At 70.2% G+C, this 17,100-nt stretch carries 17 protein-coding genes; 6 read left to right on the plus strand and 11 right to left on the minus strand.

Going from position 1 to position 17,100, the window contains the following annotated elements; all coding sequences use genetic code 11:
• The first annotated feature begins 139 nt into the window (after positions 1-139).
• The gene (locus H4281_RS42085; RefSeq protein ID WP_182896438.1) at positions 140-2,893 is read left to right on the plus strand and encodes an AfsR/SARP family transcriptional regulator; all 2,754 of its coding nucleotides are present in this window, start codon (positions 140-142) and stop codon (positions 2,891-2,893) included.
• 380 nt (positions 2,894-3,273) lie between these two features.
• On the opposite strand, the gene H4281_RS42090 is transcribed toward H4281_RS42085, so the two are convergent.
• The 6 genes from H4281_RS42090 to H4281_RS42115 form a co-directional block, all read right to left on the minus strand.
• Positions 3,274-3,945, minus strand: coding sequence for an AI-2E family transporter (locus tag H4281_RS42090; protein WP_182896439.1), 672 nt, complete (start codon positions 3,943-3,945; stop codon positions 3,274-3,276).
• 236 nt (positions 3,946-4,181) lie between these two features.
• Positions 4,182-5,066 (minus strand): hypothetical protein, encoded by an 885-nt coding sequence (locus tag H4281_RS42095; protein WP_067580198.1) that lies wholly within the window; start codon positions 5,064-5,066, stop codon positions 4,182-4,184.
• Positions 5,063-5,539: a DUF6932 family protein gene (locus H4281_RS42100; protein ID WP_182896440.1), complete on the minus strand. Its 477-nt coding sequence runs from the start codon at positions 5,537-5,539 to the stop codon at positions 5,063-5,065. The genes H4281_RS42095 and H4281_RS42100 overlap by 4 nt, the downstream gene beginning before the upstream one ends.
• 71 nt (positions 5,540-5,610) lie before the next feature.
• Positions 5,611-6,060, minus strand: a complete 450-nt coding sequence (locus tag H4281_RS42105; RefSeq protein ID WP_182896441.1) for a LapA family protein — start codon at positions 6,058-6,060, stop codon at positions 5,611-5,613.
• A 6-nt stretch (positions 6,061-6,066) separates the two neighbouring features.
• Positions 6,067-6,768, minus strand: a complete 702-nt coding sequence (locus tag H4281_RS42110) for an OmpA family protein (protein WP_237600969.1) — start codon at positions 6,766-6,768, stop codon at positions 6,067-6,069.
• Between the two features lie 156 nt (positions 6,769-6,924).
• On the minus strand, positions 6,925-7,764 hold the full coding sequence (locus H4281_RS42115; protein WP_182896473.1) for an SGNH/GDSL hydrolase family protein: 840 nt from the start codon (positions 7,762-7,764) through the stop codon (positions 6,925-6,927).
• 276 nt (positions 7,765-8,040) lie between these two features.
• Between H4281_RS42115 and H4281_RS42120 the strand changes: the two genes are divergently transcribed.
• A complete protein-coding gene (locus tag H4281_RS42120) occupies positions 8,041-8,724 on the plus strand; it encodes a DUF3159 domain-containing protein (protein WP_182896443.1) in 684 nt (227 codons plus the stop codon).
• Positions 8,725-8,814: 90 nt separating this feature from the next.
• Here the strand turns inward: H4281_RS42120 and H4281_RS42125 are convergent, their stop codons facing one another.
• Together H4281_RS42125 and H4281_RS42130 are read right to left on the minus strand one after the other, a co-directional pair.
• On the minus strand, positions 8,815-9,777 hold the full coding sequence (locus tag H4281_RS42125) for an N-acetylglucosamine kinase (RefSeq protein WP_182896444.1): 963 nt from the start codon (positions 9,775-9,777) through the stop codon (positions 8,815-8,817).
• A complete protein-coding gene (locus H4281_RS42130; RefSeq protein ID WP_182896445.1) occupies positions 9,774-10,817 on the minus strand; it encodes an SIS domain-containing protein in 1,044 nt (347 codons plus the stop codon). Before H4281_RS42130 ends, H4281_RS42125 begins: the two co-directional genes overlap by 4 nt.
• A 155-nt stretch (positions 10,818-10,972) precedes the next feature.
• On the opposite strand from H4281_RS42130, the gene H4281_RS42135 reads away from it, so the two are divergent.
• The gene (locus tag H4281_RS42135) at positions 10,973-11,722 is read left to right on the plus strand and encodes a GntR family transcriptional regulator (protein ID WP_009084055.1); all 750 of its coding nucleotides are present in this window, start codon (positions 10,973-10,975) and stop codon (positions 11,720-11,722) included.
• 4 nt (positions 11,723-11,726) lie between these two features.
• Positions 11,727-13,226 (plus strand): MFS transporter, encoded by a 1,500-nt coding sequence (locus H4281_RS42140; protein WP_182896446.1) that lies wholly within the window; start codon positions 11,727-11,729, stop codon positions 13,224-13,226.
• 4 nt (positions 13,227-13,230) lie between these two features.
• Here H4281_RS42140 and H4281_RS42145 read toward each other — a convergent pair whose 3' ends face one another.
• Positions 13,231-13,665 (minus strand): MarR family winged helix-turn-helix transcriptional regulator, encoded by a 435-nt coding sequence (locus H4281_RS42145; RefSeq protein ID WP_182896447.1) that lies wholly within the window; start codon positions 13,663-13,665, stop codon positions 13,231-13,233.
• 87 nt (positions 13,666-13,752) lie between these two features.
• On the opposite strand from H4281_RS42145, the gene H4281_RS42150 reads away from it, so the two are divergent.
• On the plus strand, positions 13,753-14,421 hold the full coding sequence (locus tag H4281_RS42150) for an SDR family NAD(P)-dependent oxidoreductase (RefSeq protein ID WP_182896448.1): 669 nt from the start codon (positions 13,753-13,755) through the stop codon (positions 14,419-14,421).
• 100 nt (positions 14,422-14,521) lie between these two features.
• On the opposite strand, the gene H4281_RS42155 is transcribed toward H4281_RS42150, so the two are convergent.
• Positions 14,522-15,466 carry a threonine ammonia-lyase gene (locus H4281_RS42155; RefSeq protein ID WP_182896449.1) on the minus strand — a complete coding sequence of 315 codons (945 nt, stop codon included), beginning with the start codon at positions 15,464-15,466 and terminating at the stop codon, positions 14,522-14,524.
• 155 nt (positions 15,467-15,621) lie between these two features.
• Between H4281_RS42155 and H4281_RS42160 the strand changes: the two genes are divergently transcribed.
• Positions 15,622-16,401: a hypothetical protein gene (locus H4281_RS42160; RefSeq protein WP_182896450.1), complete on the plus strand. Its 780-nt coding sequence runs from the start codon at positions 15,622-15,624 to the stop codon at positions 16,399-16,401.
• Between the two features lie 24 nt (positions 16,402-16,425).
• On the opposite strand, the gene thiE is transcribed toward H4281_RS42160, so the two are convergent.
• Positions 16,426-17,091: a thiamine phosphate synthase gene (gene thiE / locus H4281_RS42165; protein WP_182896451.1), complete on the minus strand. Its 666-nt coding sequence runs from the start codon at positions 17,089-17,091 to the stop codon at positions 16,426-16,428.
• Positions 17,092-17,100 lie beyond the last annotated feature (9 nt).

The following is a 17,100-nucleotide window of genomic DNA, read 5'->3' on the forward strand; positions in this document are numbered from 1 at the left end:
CATCAGATCGGGACTGATGGTGCGGGGCCGGACTCGTCTGTTCAGGGGCGAAATTCACGAAAGAGCGGTTTCTGCGGGCTGCCGCTGACGGTAAGTTGACCTGTCTGGCTGGGGGTGAGCCTGGGAGGTGCGCGCGAGCATGGCCGATGGCGGCGCGCGGGTCGAACTGCTCGGCCCGGTGCGGCTGCTCGACGGCAGCCGTGCGGTACCCGTCGGCGGCCCCGGGGTGCGGGGACTGCTGGCGCTGCTCGCGCTGCGCGTGGGCAAGGTGGTGCCGCTCGAGGAGATCATCGACGCGCTGTGGGGCCACGATCCGCCCGCCACCGCTCGCACCATCGTGCACGGCAACGTGTCGCAGTTGCGCAGGCTGCTGCGGGAGATGGCCGATCCGGTCGCCGAGATCAGCACCCGTCCGCCGGGCTACCAGCTTTCCCTCGCGCCGGACCGGATCGACGCGCACCGGGCGCGGGCGTTGCTGGACCAGGCCGCGCTGGAATCGCCGGAGAGCGCCTCGAAGCTGCTCGCCGAAGCTCTCGCGCTGTGGCAGGGGCCCACGCTGTCCGGCGTGCCCGATTCGGTGCGGGCGCCCGAATTGGAGGAGTTGCGGCGCGCGATCCGCTACGCCCGGATCAACGCGGATCTCGACCTCGGCCGCTACGACGAGCTGATCGTGGAGCTGAGCCCGATCGTCCGCGCCGACCCGCTCGCCGAGCGCATCGCCGGACAGCTGATGCGCGCGCTCTACCACGCCGGGCGGCGCGGGGAAGCGCTCGAGCTGTACCGCACCGTCTCGCGGGCCACCCTCGGCTCGCTCGGCGTCGAACCCGGCGCGGATCTGCGCTCGCTGCACGAGCGGGTGCTCAACGACGATCTCGCCGCGCACGAGAGCGCGGTTCCGGAGCAGGCCGTCGCGCCGTCTCAGCTGCCGCCCGCGCTGCCGACGCTGGCCGGACGCGAGACGGAGGTGGAATGGCTCGACGGGCTCGCTGAACGCGGCGACAGCACGGTCATCGTGTCGGGCACCGCCGGGGTCGGCAAGAGCGCGCTGGTCATCTGGTGGGCGCACCGCGCGGCCCGGCTGTTCCCGGACGGGGTGCTGTACGCGGCGCTGCAAGGGTTCGATCCGCATCAGCCGCCGCTGGAACCAGGCGATCTGCTGTCGCAGTTCCTGCTCGGGCTGGGCGTGCCCGCGGACGAGGTGCCGGAGCAGGTGCACGAACGCGTCGCGCTGTACCGCTCGCTGATCGCCGGGCGGCGGATGCTCGTGCTGCTCGACGACGCGCGTTCGGCCGAACAGGTGCGTCCGTTGCTTCCTCCGGGCGCACGGTCGATGACGGTGGTGACCAGCCGGTCGCGGCTGGAGGCGCTGGCGGTGTCCCACGCGGCGAAGCTGCGCGTGCTCGGCACGCTCGCGCCGGAAGACGCGGTGAGCGTGATCGAGGAATTGGCCGGGCCCGCCGACTTCGACCTCAACCACGCGCTGGCCCGGCTGTGCGGCTACCTGCCGCTCGCGCTGCGGATCGCCGGGGCCAAGCTCGCCGCGAGTCCACAGTGGACACTCAAGGATCTCGTCGGCGAGCTGGGAAACGAACGCACCCGGCTGGCCGGACTCGATGTCACCGGAGCCGACGACGGCGTCCGGGCCGCGTTCGACGTCTCCTTCCGCGGCCTGCCGGACGGACTGGCCCGGACCCTGCTGCGCCTGGGCGCCGTGCCCGCCCGGCACACCGGCCCGCACCTGACGGCGGCCATCGCGCAGATCCCGGTGCAGCAGGCCCGCCGCGAACTCCGCACGCTGGCCGCGCACAACCTGATCGCCGAGACTTCGCGCGACGCCTTCGCCCCGCACGACCTGGTCCGGCTGTACCTGCGGGAGCTGGCGGAAACCGAACTGGAGCCAGCCGAACGCGCGGCGGTGCTCGACCGGGCGATCCGCTACCACCAGGCCGCCTCGGACACCGCGCGGCGGAAGATGCTGCGCATCGTCGACCCGCTCGACCTCACCGGCCTCGTGCCGCCGGACGCGCTGCCGCCGCTGGAAACCTTCGCCCAGGCGCAGGACTGGTTCGCCGCGGAATGGCCGAACCTGCTGGCCGTGCTCGACGCCGCCCACGCCGACGGCCGCTACGCCGACGTCTGGCGGCTCGCCCGCGTCGCGCACACCTACCGGGTCGTCTGCCCGCTGTACGAGGAATGGATCCGGCTGGTCGACCTCGGCCTCGCCGCCGCCGAAGCCGCGGACGAACCGCTCGGGCAGTGCTGGATGCTGATCTCCCGCTGCGCCATCGCGCTCACCTTCGAGCTTTCGCAGGCCAGCATCGCCGACGCCGAACGCGCGGTCGGCTTGGCCACCCGGCTCGACGGCCGCTCGCTCATCGTCGCCAAAATCCACCTCGGCAGCGTGCTGACCCTGCTCGGCCGCTATTCGGAGGCGATCGAACGGCTGCTGGAGGCGGTCGCGGAGACCGAGCGCACGGGCGATCTCGAACTGCGCGGCCAGGCGCTCAACAACTGCGCGGAGACGGAGAAGCGCGCGGGCCGTCCGGCCGAAGCGATCACGCATCAGCTGGCGTCGCTGGAGATAGACCGCGAACTCGGCGACGACAGCTATGCCGTGGTGTCGCTGAACAACCTCGCGGAACTGCATCTGGGCATCGGCGACCTGGAGGCCGCTGAACGCTACGCGAGGGAGGCCGTGTCGCTGGCGGTCGCGCGGCAGTTCGAACTGCAGGAGGGCATCTTGCGGGTGACCCTGGCGCGGATCCTGCGCGGCCAGGAACGGCTGGAGCTCGCGAGGGAGCAGTACCGGCGGGCGGTGGCGTTGTACGAGCGGATGAACCCTCGGCAGGTCGAGGACTTGCGGAAGGAAGCGGCTGATCTGGGAGATCAGTAGCGGCTGATTCCCGGAACGCCGGATCCTTCCGCTCGTGCCGGGACTGAAGACGTCGGCCGCGGAATGCCGCCGAGCGGGCAAGAAAGCATCCGGCCGGGAGTGAGCGGGCAGTCGCCCACGCCCGGCTCTTGTACAACGTTCAGCTGTGTTTTCGCAGGTCGCCGTGGTAATAATCGCGTCCGCTTAGCGGATTCTTAGCCATCGGGCGGTCAGCGCGCGTAGGGTCGGCCGCGACGCTGGCGGAGCCCTAGGGGAGGGGCAGGCTGTGAAGCCGGCGACGGGACCGCGGCGAATACCGCGCGGACCTGGAAGAGCCGCCAGGAGCGGTTCGGTGGCGGTTGGCCGGCCGAGATGGGGGTAGGCCGGCCGGCCGCCAGGCTCTATTCGACGTTCGAGGTGCAGAGCGCGATCGAACTGCCGCTGCTTTCGGCGATCTTCTTCCCGTCGACGAGGATCTGGCAGCTGATCTGGTTGGTCACGCCCGCATTGGCGGTGTCCGCGGTGAGCGAGAGGACCGGCCTGCCGCCGTCGTAGGAAGCGTGTCCGTGCCAGTCGTCGGTGCTCGGCGGGGTGGTCGCGGTGCGCTGATCGTTCAGCGTGCCGAAGCGGACTGTCGCGCCGTTCGCCGAGGACACCACGAAGTCGACCGAATGCTTCTCGCCCGGTTGCGGCGGGATGTGCAGTTCGCCCGCCCGCGCGGTGCCGAACATCGACGGGTACAGCAGCATCGCGCCGCACAGCAGGGCGGCCAGTGCGGAAAGCGTGGTTCCGGTGAGTGCGACGCCCAGTCCGCGCATTTTCCCTTGGGAGGAAAGTACGATTCCCGCAATTCCCCCGGCGAGGCCGACCCCGGCGAGCGGCCAGGCGAGGAAACCCCAATCCGGGAGGAAGGCGACACCGGCCGCGGCCAGTCCGAGCGTGACCGCGAGCCCGCCGGGCCAGTTGGCCTGCCTCCGGGACTGCTCCTGCTGGGGCGGACGGTGCGGACCAGGGCGAGTAGTGGTCCTGCTGTGTCGCGCGGGTGCGGCCGGATACGGCTGCTCGGTCGTCATGCGTGCCTCTTCCGCTGGGATGGCGAAGACGCTAACGCAGATGCCCGCGAAGTTGGAATAATCGTTATCGACTGACAATGTCATCCATTTACCGCGTCCGGGCGGTCGGGGTCATTTCCCGCCGGATTGCGCGCAGCGGCGCCATTTGCTGCCCGGAAAAGGCAGCGTGATTCCGAAGAGCGACCGCGTGCTTACCCGGCGGTCCTGACCTGGCGACGCGGCACTGCGCGCGCCATTCACTGATCGAAAAGACTGACTTCCGGAGTGATCTCGAGAAGTTCGTGCACCGGCCTGCCGCGCCGTCCGTCGATGGTCGTCGTGCGCACTACGCGCAACCGCGCGGTCACCGGACGATCGAGGTTTTCTTTGATCTGGTCGAGCAGATCCGGGGCGACCGCGCCCTGAATGGTTCCGCCCGATTCCCGCTCCAGGTAGAAAATCCGCCGCCGGGTGCGCACGCCGTCGAGGCGTCCGGTCACCGTCTCGTAGCCGACCGCCTCGCGGGACTCGCGCAGGCTGCCCTGCAGCACCCGCGCCTGTTCGGTGGTCATGCTCCGGGTCACCTGCTCGCCCGCGGTGGGCGTGAGCGCCATTCCGATGCCCGCGTGCTTGCTGACCGCGTTGACGACGTCGCTGACCGCGTTGCGCACCGTGTCGCGCTGCAGCAGCACCGCGTCGAGCGCGCCGTCGTCGGAACCGTTGGCGGGCAGGAAATCGCAGAGTTCCTTCACCGCGCGCTCGGACAGCGTTTCGATGCCGTCGTGGATCAGCGCGTCGTCGACCGCCGGTTCCGGGAAACCGAAGAAGATCGCGTTGCCCGCCTGTCCTTTTTGAATCAGCGGGGCCTTGTCCCGGTCCGCCTGCTGGACGAAGGTGACCTCGTTCGACGGATTGCGGATGATGTGCCCGATTTTCGCCGTCGCGTCCTGGAGCGCGCGGCTGATGTCGGAAAAGGTGTACGCGTCGATGTGCGTTTCGCCGATCACCGACACGTGCAGCAGCGGTGCGCGGCAGGTGCGCTCGAACTTCGCGTTCGCCGCCATCGCCGAGGCGCGCGCGAGGTCGTCCAGCCACGTGCCGCCGGGGATCTCGTCGGCGATCCGCCGGAACTCGTTCCTCACCACACCATCTCCGGAATGCCTCTGCCGCCGTCGGCCCACACCGATTCCCACACGTCCTCGTCGCCGGGACGGCACAGGAAACCGTCGAGCATGCCGCCGACCGGCTGGATCTGGTCGAGGTACATCGCGGGCTGGCCGACGATGATGCCGCGCAGGGTCAGCAGGCCGTACAGCGCGGTGCGGCCGCTGTCGTCAAGCCGCTTGAGCGCGCCCCACTCGTCCGGCAGCAGCACCACGTCGAGCCCGCGCGGCGGATGCGCCGTGCGGGTGACGAACGCGCCGCCGAGCCAGGCCCGCCCGGACGTGATCACCCGCTGGGCGACCCCGAGGTAGCTGTTGAGCGCGCTGAAGAGGATCTCGCGCTCGTTCTGGTGCGGCGCGTCGTAGACCAGTCGCTCGTAGACGTCGGCGAGGTCGGCGTGATGGCGGCCGGGCGGCAGCAGGTTCTGTGGCGTCCAGTGCGGAAGCGCCATCGGACCTCCTGACGTCGTCCGGGGCCCTCGGCGCCCGCTTACCGTGCGTAGCCGAATCTACCAGGTGGGTGTCAGCCACTGCGTCCAGGTCGCCGGGGCGCGGGTTCGTCGTCGTGCGGCCAGTGCGGACTCCGCTGGTCGTCCTCGGGCCAGCTCAGTTCGCCGGACAGCCGCGGCTCGGGATCGGGCAGCGGATGCCCTGCCGCGTCGTGCGGCGCGTGCTGCCCGTTGTACGGCTCGTCCGGATCGACGTCCGGATAGTCGTTGTAGACGCGCTCCGGCTGGTCCTCGTAGTGCGGGTACGCCGGTTCCTCGTAGTCCTCGTACGGGTTCGCCTGCGGGATGTGCCGGGTCTCCTCGGCCGGTTCCTCCACCGGAGCCGGAGCCGAAGCCGCCGCGGGCCGGTACGGCTCGGCCTCGGCCTTAGGCCGGGCGGCCCGCGTGAACAGCCACATGACCGCCGCCCCGAGCAGGAACGAGACGAGCAGCCACAGCCAGATCTGCCCGAAGAGCCAGAGCATCCGCCATCACCTCTGTTCCACTGTGATCTCGACCCGTCGGTCGCTGTCGCCCCCGTTGTCCGCGCCGCTCGCGCTGGCCACCGCGAGCAAGCGGTCCGGCGGCACGTCCTCGCGGATCAGCAACCGGATCACGGTCAGCGCCCGGTTGCGGGAAAGCTTCAGTGCCGCGCTGCGCCCGCCCGGACCGTCGGCGACCCGGCCGACGAGGCGGTAGCGGAAGTTGTCCGGGGCGTCGCGCAGCAGCGGCGCGAGATCGCGCGCGGCCTGCTCGCCTTGGTCGGTGAGCTGCGCGGTGTCCGGTTCGAAGGTGATCGGCGCGGCCGCGAGCTTGCGGTCCAGTTCGGCCTGGATTCCGTCGCGGTCGGTCGGCGGCGCGGACGAAGTCGGCGGCGGGCTCGAAGGCGGCGGACTGGACGGCGGCGTCGTCGACGGTTCGGGCGACGGCGCGGGTCGCACCGGCCCGGCGCCGCCGGAAGCTTGCGCGGACTCGACCCCGTCGACGCCCTGCACGATGCCCAGCGCGCGGCCGGCTTCTTCGGCCGGGAACCCTTCGAGGGTCGCCTGCCGTCCGGAGAACTTCACTTCGCCGCCGGACAGGCCCGCCGCGTCGAGCGCGGAGCGTGATCGCGCGGCGAGGTCGTCCTGGATTCCGCTGCCCTGCAGCCAAGTCACGAGGCCCGCGAGCAGGGCCGTGACCACCACTGCCACGGGGATCAAGCGAAGCCACCCTCGTGCACCGGACATAAAGGGACCCTATGCCGGGCCGGTCGGCTTGGCGACCTGGTAACGGCCGCCGTTCGGGTGGCTCTCGCGACAGTGCCGGCACCGGTGGTCACCGGTGCCGGCACTGTCGAGGGACGGCGTTCAGGAGGCGGTCGCGTTGCCCCGCACGTCGCCCCGCAGGTCGAGTTCGATGCTCGCCGGGTTGTCCGGCACGAGCGGGACGAGCGGAGCCAGTTCCGGGCGCTTCGGCGACAGCCCGTCGCCCATGGACTCGCCGCGCAGCTGGCGGCGGATCCACGGCAGCAGGTGCACCTTGGTCCACGCGAGGTCGGACCGCCGCGAGGTGATCCAGGTGGCCGGCTCGGTGCTCGCCGGGTACGGCTCGCGCCAGTCCTCGGTGACCGGGACGCCGAGCACCTCGGCGGTGAGCAGCGCGATCCGGCGGTGCGCGTCCGGCGTGAAGTGCAGCCGGTCGTCGCTCCAGGCGCGACGGTCGTGCAGCGGCTCCATCGTCCACAGGTCGACCATCTTCGCGCCGTGCCGGGCCGCGATCGCCCAGAGATGCGTGTTGTAGATCGCGACCTTGCCGCGCAGCACGCTCATCACCGACAGCGTCTTGGTGTCCGGCCCGTTGAAGATCACCACCGGGATCCCGGCCGCGCGCAGCTTCGCCACCCCCGCCTCGAAGCGCGCCGCGATGGCGTCGACATCCGCACCCGGCACGATCACGTCGTTGCCGCCCGCGCACAGCGTGACCAGGTCGGGTTTCAGTTCCAGGGCGATCGGGAGCTGCTCGTCCATGATCTCGTCGAGCATTTTGCCGCGCAGCGACAGGTTCGCGTACTGGAAACCGGGCTCGTCGCCCGCCAGCATCTCGGCGAGCCGGTCGGCCCAGCCCCGGAACGTCCCGTCGCCCCGATGGTCGTTGAGGCCCTCGGTGAAGCTGTCCCCGATGGCTACGTAGCTGTTGATCCCGTACACGCTGGGTTCCCCTTTCCCGCTGGTGCGCGCCTGTACCCCTGTGCAGTCCCGGATGTAGTTGTACACCCCAACTAACATTCGGACGTCCCCGTATCCTTCCCGCCGGACACGACTGGTTCAGCGGGATGTCACAGTCTCTTACCTTGTCGGGGGTTTCCGCCTCCCTATTACGACAATTTCACCGGGACGAACCTCACGTTCCGACCCGTACCGGACGCCATGTGGGGTAGGTCTCCCGACCTGGGGGTCCGCCGGGAGTTGCGGCAGGCTGGAACTGTGACAGACGAGACTGCGAAGGGACCCGCGCGGGAGTCGCTCACGCAGATCCTCGGCGGGCGGCGCGGCGCCATCGACGCCAGCATCCCGCCCGCCGCGTTCGTCGTCGGCTGGCTCGCCGCCGGCCGGTCGATCGCCTGGGGAGCGGGCGTCGCGATCGGCGTCGCGGTGCTGCTGGGCGCGTACCGGCTGATCCGCGGCGACAAGGCGCGCGCGGTGGTGGTGAGCCTCGCCGCGGTGGTGATCGCCGCGCTGATCGCGATGCACACCGGCCGCGCCGAGGACTTCTTCCTGCTGCAACTGTTCTCGAACGCGGCGAGCGCGCTGCTGTTCGCGGCGAGCATCGCGGTCCGCTGGCCGTTGCTCGGCGTGATCGTGGGACTGCTCCTCGGGCAGAAGACCCGCTGGCGGCGCGACCCGGCTTTGCTGCGCGCGTACTCGTGGGCGAGCGGCGTGTGGGTGCTGCAGTACTTGCTGCGAGTGGTCGTTTACGGCCTGTTGTGGTGGACCGGGCAGGTGGTGGCGCTCGGAGTGGCGCGCACGGTGCTCTCCTGGCCGCTGGTGGCCGCGACCGTGGCGGTGAGCGGCTGGGTCCTCTACCGGAGCCTGCCAGCAGAACACCCGGGCCTTCGCCTGGCGAAGGACCCGGGTGCGGGCGGATCCGAAACCGGACCCGGAAGTTAAGGCGGCCCCCGGCGAGGGGGGAGGGTCCGGGGGCCGGTTCCTACGGTACCCGGACCGGAGGGGTTGAGTCGACGGTTTCGACTCTTCCGCTCAAGTTTTGGTGGCATTCACCCGTCGGGATGGTCGCGGGGTGTCCTCGCCCCACGCTTGCACCGCCGCGAGCCATGCCGCGCCGAGCACGCCATCGGAGCTGGTCAGAACGTTGAGGCCGGCGAATTCGGCCCGTACGCGAGCCCCGGCCGGGCTGTCTTCGGCCAGTACGCTGCCCACGAGCACGATCGGAGTTTTTTCTCCCGGCTCGCGCGTGGCGTGCGCGATGCGCACGAGATGCCGGGCGCCGCGCGCGACGATCTCCTCCGCGCCGGGCTGTCCGGCGGCAGCGGCGGCACTCACCAGCGGCGCGTACCGAGCGAGTCGGACCGGCGGTTCCGCATTGGCATGGGTCACCAGTGCCCACATGACCGCGAAGCGATCGGACAGGTCCACTGCGGACGGTCCGAACGCTTCGGCGAGGACCGCCTCGGCCAGTCCGTCGAGCGGGCCGTCGCCTTCGAGCGCGGCGAGCGTGGCGCGCACGGCTTCGCGGCCGAGCCAGAAGCCCGAGCCCTCGTCGCCCAGCAGCCAGCCGTGTCCGCCCGCGGTCGCGACCATCCGCCGGCCGCGGATGCGCCCGGCGATCGAGCCGGTGCCCGCGACGAGCACGGTGCCGTCCGGTTCGGCCGTCGCGGACGCGTAGGCCACCTCGGCGTCGCCGGTAACGCGGACCCGGCCCGCGAGACCGATTCGCTCCCATGCCGCGGTGAACTCCGCGGCGACCGCCGGATCGGACAGCTTGCTCTCGCCCGCCATGCCGACCACGGCGCCGAGCACGTCAGTGTGTCCGTCCACTGCGGACTCGATGGCCCCGGCGATCCGGGCCGCCGCCACCGCGGGCGGATGCGAGTTCGGATTCGCGCCTTCCGCGGCTCCGGTGCCGCGCACGACGCCGGCGGCGTCGATCGCGATCGCTCGCGTCGAGGTGCCGCCGGCGTCCACGCCTACTACGAGGCTCACCGGGTCTTGGTCACCTTCAGCAGCCCGCGCGGGTTGTCCGGGTTGCCGCCGCGCGCGAGCGACAGCCCGAGCGCGATCCGCTGGATCGGCAGGATTTCCAGCACTGGAGCCAATTCCTCGACGGTCGGGGCGACTGGGATGCGCAGTGCGGCGGGCACGTCGTTCGCCGCCGACCCGACCGCGAGCACGTCCGCGCCGCGCTCGCCGACCGCTTCGAGGACCTCGCGCATGGCCTCGCCGCCGCGGCCGAGGCTGGTGGCGGCGAGCACGGCGGTCTCGCCGTCGACCGCCGCGACCGGACCGTGCAGCAGGTCCGCGCCGCTGTACGCGCGCGCCGCGAGGTAGCTCGTCTCGGCCAGCTTCAGCGACGCTTCGAGCGCGCTGGCATAGGAGTAGCCGCGGCCGGTGGTGAGAACGCGGTCGACAAAGCGATAACGGTCCACGGCGCGCTGCACGCCTTCGACGGAGCCGTCGAGGGTCTGCTGGGCCAGTTCGCCGATCTTCTCGGCGTCCTCTCCCTTGCCGCCGCGGATCGCGTCGATGAAGAGGTACAGCGCCATCAGTGTCGCCGAGTAGGTCTTGGTCGCCGCGACCGCCTTCTCGACCCCGGCGCCGATGTCCACGCCCAGCTCCGAAGCCGCGCGCAGCGGCGAGTCCGGGGTGTTGGTGACCGACACGGTCAGCGCGCCCTGCCGGCGGGCGGCCTCGGTGACCTCGATCAAGTCCGGCGAACCGCCGCTCTGGCTGACGGTGATGAAGAGCACGTCGCGCAGGTCCGGACGGGCGCCGTAGAGCGTCGCGGTGGACGGCGACACGAGGCCGGCCGGCAGGCCGAGGAGTACCTCGATCAGGTATTTCGCGTACAGCGCGCCGTGGTCGCTCGAACCGCGAGCGGCGAGCAGGGCGAACCGCGGCGGGTTCTGTGAAATCTTTTCCGCGACTTCAGCGATGCCGGACCGCCGCTCGACCAGCCCGGCGAGAACGCTGGGCTGCTCCGAGATTTCCGCGGCCATGTGCTCGCCGGGACGTAGTTGGGTCATCACTTTCCTCTCCGCCGGGACGGGTGTCCCGGTGTGCTGCGCGGCGTCCGGTCAGGTCTAGACCAATGCTAGCCGGGCGGAGCGGGTCGGGAGAAGGGTACGTTTCCTCACGGGGCAGTGGCGCGTTTAATGTGGGAAGACTGAGGGAGCCGGGCATGCTGGAGACACCCCCCGCGAGCGAGGCGGGGACTGCTGCGCGAGGGCAGCGCGAACCCAAGTACTGGGCGCTGAAGCAGCATCTGCTGGACCTGCTCGACGCACTGCCGCCGGGATCGCCGATCCCGACCGAGCGGGCGCTGGCGGGAGAATTCACCGTTTCGCGCACCACCGTGCGCCAAGCGCTGGCGGATCTCACCGCCGAGGGCAGACTGCACCGCGTCCAGGGCAAGGGCACCTTCGCCGCCGAGCCGAAGCTCGCGCAGCGGCTGCAGCTGTCCTCTTATACCGAGGACATGCGCAAGCAGGGCCTGAAGCCCTCGTCCCAGTTACTGGAACTCGAAGAGCTTCCGGTCGAAGGCGAGATGACCAAGCTGCTGCAGTTGCGCAACGGCGCGAAGATCCTGCGGCTGCGCCGGCTCCGGCTCGCCGACGGCCAGCCGATGGCGCTCGAGACCACGCACCTGCCGCTCGGCCGGTTCCGCGGGCTGCGCAAGCACATCACCGCGGGCGGTTCGCTGTATGCGGTGCTGCGCGAGCATTACGGCGTCGAGCTGGAGCGCGCGGAGGAGACGATCGAGACGTCGCTTGCCGGGCCGCAGGAAGCGGAAATCCTCGGCGCGGACGTCGGCATGCCGGTGATGATGCTGACCCGGCATTCGTTCGCCACCGACGGCAAGCCGGTCGAGTTCGCCCGCGCGGTCTATCGCGGCGACCGGTACAAGTTCGTCACCACGCTGCTGCCCTGACCGCGTGAGCATCGCGGGGGAGACCGGCATCCGCTGGGGCACGCCCGCGGCTCGCGGCGTGCTCTGGACGACCATCCTCGGTTCGGGGATGGCGATGCTCGACGGCACGATCGTGAACGTCGCGCTGCCCCGGATCGGCGAGGAACTGGGCGCGTCGGTCGCCGGTCTGCAGTGGATTCTCGACGGCTACCTGCTGGCGCTGGCCGCGCTGATCCTGGTCGCCGGGTCGCTCGGCGACCGCTACGGCAGGCGACGGGTGTACCTGGTCGGCGTCGTGTGGTTCGGGCTCGCGTCCGGGCTGTGCGCGGCGGCGACGTCGACCGAGTTGCTCGTGCTGTTCCGCGTGCTCCAGGGAATCGGCGGGGCGTTGCTGACGCCGGGTTCGCTGGCGATCCTGCAGTCGTCGTTCTCGCACGACGACCGGGCCCGCGCGATCGGCTCGTGGTCCGGCCTCGGCGGGATCGCCGCGGCGGTCGGCCCGCTGCTCGGCGGACTGCTCGTACAGGCGTGGTCATGGCGGCTGGCGTTCCTGATCAACCTGCCGCTCGCGGTGATCGTCGTGCTGATGGCGCGCCGGTTCGTGCCCGAATCGCGCGATACCTCGGCGACCGGGCATCCGGACTACGTCGCCGCGGCGGTCGGCGCGCTCGGCCTGGCCGGGGTGACCGGCGCGCTGGTCGAGGCTCCGGTGCGCGGGATCGGCGATCCGATCGTGCTGGTCGCGCTGGTGGTCGGGGTCGCCGGGCTGGGGCTGTTTCTCTGGCTCCAGCACCGGGCTGCCGAACCGCTGGTGCCGCCTTCGTTGTTCCGCGACCGGACGTTCACGATGTCGAACGCGCTGACGTTCGTGGTCTACGCGGCGCTCGGCGGCGTGATGATGTTGCTGGTTCTGCAGCTTCAGGTGTCGCTGGGCTATTCGCCGACGCTGGCCGGGCTCGCCGGATTGCCGATCACGGTGATCATGCTGTTGCTGTCTGGCCGGTCGGGTGCGCTCGCGCAGCGGATCGGGCCTCGGCTGCAACTGGTGGTCGGGCCGATCGTGGTCGGCGTCGGGATGTTGCTGCTGACGCGGGTGGGGCCGGGGTCGTCGTACCTCGGGTCGGTGCTGCCCGCGGTGGTGGTGTTCGGGCTGGGACTGGCCACTGTGGTCGCTCCGGTCACCGCGACGGTGCTGGCCGCCGCGCCGGACCGGTACGCCGGGGTCGCGTCCGGGGTCAACAATGCGATCGCCCGATCGGGTGGACTTCTGGCGGTGGCGGTGTTGCCGGCCGCGGCGGGTTTGACGGGTTCGGCTTACCGCGATCCGACCGCGCTGACGGCCGGATGGCAGACCGCGTTGGTGATCTGCGCGGTGCTCGCGATCGTCGGCGGGCTGATCGCGTTAGGAATTCACAACGGCGTGCTCGGCGCCGTTGAAGCGGACGATTCGCCGCATCCCGGGGATTGCTTGCATTGCGGGGTGGAAGGGCCGCCCACACACGTCCATCCGGGCGGGCACCGCTGATCGTTCAGCGGGCGTCGCGGGATTGGGCGACCAGCCGGGCCTCGATGCCGTGCAGCGTCTTGATCAAGGCGTCGATCTCGGCGGGGCCGGTGAAAGTCCCGTCGAGCAGAGCGGACCAGGTGTCACGCAGCTTCTGCAGGTTTTCCGCCGCTTTCGGCGTGGGGTAGAGACGCACTCGGCGGGCGTCTTCGGGATCGGCTTCCCGGCGCAGCAGGCCCTTGTTCTCCAGGCCCCGGACGGCTCGGCTGACGTTGCTGGAGATCATCTGGGTGGCCTCGGCCGCGGCGTTGACCGTCGTTCCGGGGTGCCGGTCGACGAACCGCATCACCGCTCCTTCCAGCGGCGTTCCCGACTCGGCGTTGGCTTCCTTGGCGGCATTGATGTGCCGGGCCACCGCGAGGATCAGGTCGGCCACCTCGAAGAGCTGTTCGTCTTTCATCCGGCCAGCGTAGCCGAATACCTATCGTTTGACAGGTATCTCCCCGGCGACGTAGGTTAGCTATCAATTGATAGCTAAGGAGCTGGTATGAAGGCGTTGATCATCGGGGCGTCGCGGGGGCTGGGCTACGCGCTTGCCGCTGAGTTCCTCGGCCGCGGCTGGCAGGTCACCGCGACCGAACGCGCGCCGTCAGCACTGCGCGAGCTGGCCGGGGTAACGGTGGAGACCGTCGACATCGCGGTGCCCGAACAAGTCGCGGCGCTGCGCGAGCGATTGGCCGGGTCGGCGTTCGACCTGCTGTTCGTCAACGCCGGAACCAACTACACGACCGACCCCTCGGCGACCTTCGCCGACGTGTCCACCGAGGACTTCGTCCAGGTCATGGTGACCAACGCGCTGAGCCCGATGCGCGTCGTCGAGGCTCTGCAAGACCTGGTCCCCGCGACGGGCACGATCGGCGTGATGTCGTCGGGGCAAGGCAGCGTCGCCGACAACACGAACGGCGGCTTCGAGGTCTACCGGGCGAGCAAATCCGCGCTGAACCAGCTCATGCGCAGCTTCGCGGCACGGCATGCCGACGACCCGCGAACCCTGCTGCTCATGGCGCCGGGCTGGGTGAAGACGGACCTTGGCGGCCCTCGCGCGCGGCTGACCATCGACGAGAGCATCCCCGGAGTCGCCGACACGATCGAGGCTTGGGCGGGCAAGGGCGGGCTGCACTATCTGGACCGGCAGGGGCAGACCGTCAACTGGTGACTGGCCTTGACCGCCCCAATGCCACTTTGGGTGCGTTGAACGCACCGAACGCCGCATTGGGTGCGTCAGATGCACCCAATGCGGCATTGGGGCGCTCGGGCTAGGCGAGCAGTTCCGCCAGCATCGCCGGATCGATGTTGCCCCCGGAAACGACCGCGACGGTGCGTCCGCCGGGAAGTTCGTCGGCGTGGTGCAGGTAGGCGGCCGGTGCGGTGGCCCCGCTGGGTTCGGTCACCAGGCGGCCCTGGTGCGCGAGCGCGCGGACGGTGTCGCGGATTTCGTCCTCGGTCACGGTGATCACGCCGTCCAGGACCTTCCGCAGGTGCGCGAACGTGAGCTCGGACGGTTGTGCGCGCAGCCCGTCCGCGATGGTGCGGGCGCGGTCGGTGATGGGCCAGTTCACGATCTCGCCCGCGGCGAGGCTGGCCGCGGTGTCGGCGGCGAGTTCCGGTTCGACGCCGTAGACCTTCGCGTTCGGGCACTTCGCCTTGATCGCGGTGCCGACCCCGGAGGCGAATCCGCCGCCGCTGACCGGGACCAGCACGGTCTCGACGTCCGGGAGGTCCTCGGCGATCTCCAGCCCGGCCGTGCCCTGCCCGGCGATGACGTCCGGGTGGTCGAACGGCGGGATCAGCGTGAGGCCGCGTTCTTCGGCGAGAGCGAGTGCCGCCGATTCCCGTTCCGCGATCGGCACTTCGCGGACTTCCGCGCCCCAGCGGCGGGTGGCTTCGACCTTCAGCCGCGGAGTGACGTCCGGCACCACGATCACCGCGGTGATCCCGAATTCGCGTGCGGCGTAGGCGACCGCTTGCGCGTGGTTGCCGCTCGAATACGCGACCACGCCGCGTTCCCGTTCGGCGTCGCTGAGTGCAGCGATCGCGTTGTACGCGCCGCGGATCTTGAACGCGCCGATCGGTTGCAGGCTCTCGGGTTTCACCCAGAATTCGCCGGGAACCCAGAGCTGGCGCAGCAGCGGGGTGTGCACCGCGGTGCCCTTCAGCCGTCCGGCCGCGGTTTCGATGTCGGAGATCGTCACGAGGTGCATGAGACGAGTATGTCAGGAAAGTGTGAGCTTTAGTCTATCCATTGTGGACAGTCAACGTGGCGTCCCTCACGCCGGGGCAACGAAGGGAGCACCTCAGGCGACTTAACCGTTGAAGAAACAGGGAACAACGGCTGGGAAACGATCAGATCGGAATCATGAGCGAGGAGCAGAAGGAAACCGCGGAGGACAAGAAGAAACTCCGCATGACCTCGGTGCTCGCCGCGGCGCTCGCGGCGGTCACCGCCGCGTTGCTGGGTTCGACGCTGGGGGTCGCGGGAACAGTCATCGGCGCCGGGGTGGCCAGTGTGGTCAGCACCGTCGGCGGCGAGTTGTACCTGCGGTCTTTGCAGCGCACTCGCGATGCCGCCCGGAAGGCTATGGAGACGGCTGCTCGGCGCAGCCGAGGCGCGCTGGTGCCGGTGGAGGCGGTGCGGGAGTCCGCTTCCGGGGACGGGGCGACGGTGCATGTCGACGCTGATGTGGCGAACATGCCTACGGTTCGGTTGCGTCCTACTGGGCCGGATGCTTCCGACAGCCTGGGCGAGAAGCTTCGGAAGATGCGGTGGCCGTTGATCATCGCGTCCAGTGCGGTGGCGTTCGTGGTTGCGTTGGTTGTGCTGCTGGGGCTGGACTGGACGACTCAGGGGAATGTGTCCACTGGGTTGATTCCCCGGCAGCCGGACACGAGCCAGCACCAGGACGATCACCCGGACAACACGCCGAGCACCCAGCCGCAGGTGCCGCCGAGCGGGGAGTCCCGGTCGGGTAATCCGACGTCATCGCCGACCACGGCGCCTAGTGCTCCGGCGTCTTCGCAGGCGACTCAGCAGACTCAGCCTCCGTCTTCGTCCTCGAAGCCGTCGACTAGTTCGCAGGCGCCCAGCACCAGCCAGACGCCTACCGCTCCCGCGGTCCCCTCGAACGCGAACGAGTAGCCCGCCGCCTGGCGCCAGCGGGCTTTACCGCAGCTGGGCTCGCAGGGTCTGCGCGGCGGCTTTCGGGTCTTCGGCCTCGGTGATAGCCCGGACAACGACGATGCGGGTCGCGCCCGCGTCCAGTACCTCGGGCAGCCGGGTCTCGTCGATGCCGCCGATGGCGAACCAGGGGCGCTGCGTGCCACTTGCCGCAGTGGCCCGAACCAACTCCAACCCAGGTGCGAACCTGCCCGGCTTGGTCGGAGTGGGCCAGCAGGGGCCGGTGCAGAAGTAGTTCACGCCAGCCTCGGTGGCGGCTGCGCTGGCCTGCTCCTCCGAATGGGTGGATCGGCCGATCACGACGTCGTCGCCCAGGACCCGGCGGGCCAGCGAAACCGGGATGTCGTCTTGGCCCAGATGCAGGACGTCAGCGCCTACGGCTAGCGCCACATCTGCTCGGTCGTTTACCGAGAGCAACGCTCCGTGGCGGGCGCAGGCCTCTGCCAGGACCTCTAGCGCGGCGATTTCCTGCTTCGCTTCCAGGGGAGCGCCGCCGGTCTTGTCGCGTAGCTGGACGATGTCCACGCCGCCGGCCAAGGCCGCGTCGGCGAACTCGGCGAGGTCGCCTCGCGAGGTGCGGGCGTCGGTGCACAGGTACAGGCGCGCGTCGGCTAGCCGGGTGCGAATTTGGTCTCCGGTCAAGGCAGGCATGGCGGTGAC

Origin of the sequence: Amycolatopsis dendrobii (genome assembly GCF_014145675.1) — a bacterium.
Classification (GTDB): domain Bacteria; phylum Actinomycetota; class Actinomycetes; order Mycobacteriales; family Pseudonocardiaceae; genus Amycolatopsis; species Amycolatopsis dendrobii.